The sequence below is a fragment of the Oscillochloris sp. ZM17-4 genome, assembly GCF_019599295.1.
GTDB lineage: Bacteria > Chloroflexota > Chloroflexia > Chloroflexales > Chloroflexaceae > Oscillochloris.
On record NZ_JAIEWN010000152.1, the window covers coordinates 1 to 1,768 of the forward strand.

Here is a 1,768-nt window from a genome sequence, read left to right on the forward strand (position 1 = left end):
GGCGCGCACGCCGAAATCGCTGCGGTCGTCGGGCGCCCACAGGCGGCGGGCGTGGTCGCTCGACAGCTCGCCGTACCAGGCCAGGCCGAGCAGCAGGTTGGTCAGGTCGCCGGAGCGGTGCATGGGGGAGCTCCAGGGAAGGTCGGAAAGGAAGGGAGGCTGCGCACCATTGATCTCGCCCGCCGCCGCGGGCCACGGCAGCGCGCCAGCATCAGGGCGGGCGGAACCGCCCCAAACGTGGCCATTCCGTGGCCAAAACGTGGCCGAAGCGTGGCCGCGACGGGGCCAACCCGTGCTAGCCGGCATCGTCGTCCTCCGGGAAGAGCGGCCCCGCGCGCGGCGGGGCCGGCGGCGGCTCGCGGTCGGCCTGGGTGAAGGCCGGCGGTCAGCGTCGCCTGGAACACCGTTCGAGGCGTTGTGACGCGATTCGGGCAGGATCGATATCTGTGCTATGTGCTCAGCCTGCGTACACATAGCCGATAGCCCGATAGCCGATAGCCGATAGAGCAGCACGAGACATTTCAAGCTGTGCTTTGTGGCGTTTCGAGGAGATTGAGCCAATGGCGGACCTTTGCCGGGTGCTGATGATCGGCCATCTGAGCCGCGACCTGGAGCGCCACATGCGCGACGATGGGATTGTCTACGCGGTGAGCACACTCTGCGCCGCCCGGACGCTGCTGTTCGCCGGGCAGCCGATCATTGAGACAACCCGGATCGCTATGGAGGTCGTCGGCGCCGCACGGGTTGCCAGCGTCGCGCAGCAATTCGGCGCCGGCAGCCGGGTGCTGGTCGAGGGACACCTGGAGCTGCGGGAGTCAGTGCGGATCGAGCGCCTGCCGCTGGCTGACGGCGCCGGCGAGGTGCTGGTGCGCGTCCCGCGCAGCGAGCTGGCGCTCGTCGTCGAGACAATCTTCAACGCCGACCCACCACTGCCGGCGACCGAGGCGCAGCGCCAGCCATCCCAGGTGTGGTGGCAGGAAGCTTCGTGAGGCGGCGCGAATGGCGCTGGACACGCCCTGCTCTGTCGGTCACCGACCTGGCGCTGCTGATCGTGATGACCGCCCTGGTCAAAGCCCACCTGGAGGCAGCGCTCGCCGGCAGCCTGGTGTCGCTGCTCTTCGGCGTGCAGCACATCGCGATCTTCGCCCTGACTCTCCTGCATCGTCCGGCCACCGGCCGGGGAAGCTCGCGAACCGACCTCCTGCTCGCATGGGCCGGCACACTGCTCCCGCTCGCCATGCGCGCGACCGCGGCACCCGTCACCGGCGTCGGACTTGTGCTGGTCGTGCTTGGAAGCCTGCTCGCGACGGCGGCGATCCTCTCGCTGGGCCGAAGCTTCGGCATAGAGCCGGCGCACCGTGGCCTGCAGACCCGCCGGCTCTACCGCGTCGTCCGGCACCCGATCTATGCCGCCTACCTGCCGATCGTGGGCGGCTTTCTGCTCTCCTACGCCTCGTGGTGGAACGGGCTCGTGGCCGTCATCTGGCTGGCCGTGCAGATCACGCGCATCCAGCGCGAGGAGGCGCTGCTCGGCCAGGATGTGCAGTACCAGCGCTACGCGCAGCGGGTGCGGTGGCAGGTGCTGCCGGGAGTGTGGTAGTCCCCTCGAACTCCTCAGTTCTGCCCCATCAATTGGAGCATCATCGAAATAGTGAGGAATTCACTACTGCGACTTCACCCACTGCTGACCGATTAGAACGAACATTATGCCAGGTTGGCCATCGCTGTTTACCGCCTTTTGTACACAGGCGTCAAAAACTCTTTGTTA

General features: G+C 67.4%; 2 protein-coding genes. Both read left to right on the forward strand.

Features of this window, described 5'->3' with window-relative positions:
• The first annotated feature begins 560 nt into the window (after positions 1 to 560).
• Positions 561 to 989: a hypothetical protein gene (locus K2Z83_RS28305; RefSeq protein ID WP_220598518.1), complete on the forward strand. Its 429-nt coding sequence runs from the start codon at positions 561 to 563 to the stop codon at positions 987 to 989.
• On the forward strand, positions 986 to 1,600 hold the full coding sequence (locus K2Z83_RS30320; protein ID WP_220598519.1) for a methyltransferase: 615 nt from the start codon (positions 986 to 988) through the stop codon (positions 1,598 to 1,600). The genes K2Z83_RS28305 and K2Z83_RS30320 overlap by 4 nt, the downstream gene beginning before the upstream one ends.
• Positions 1,601 to 1,768: the final 168 nt, after the last annotated feature.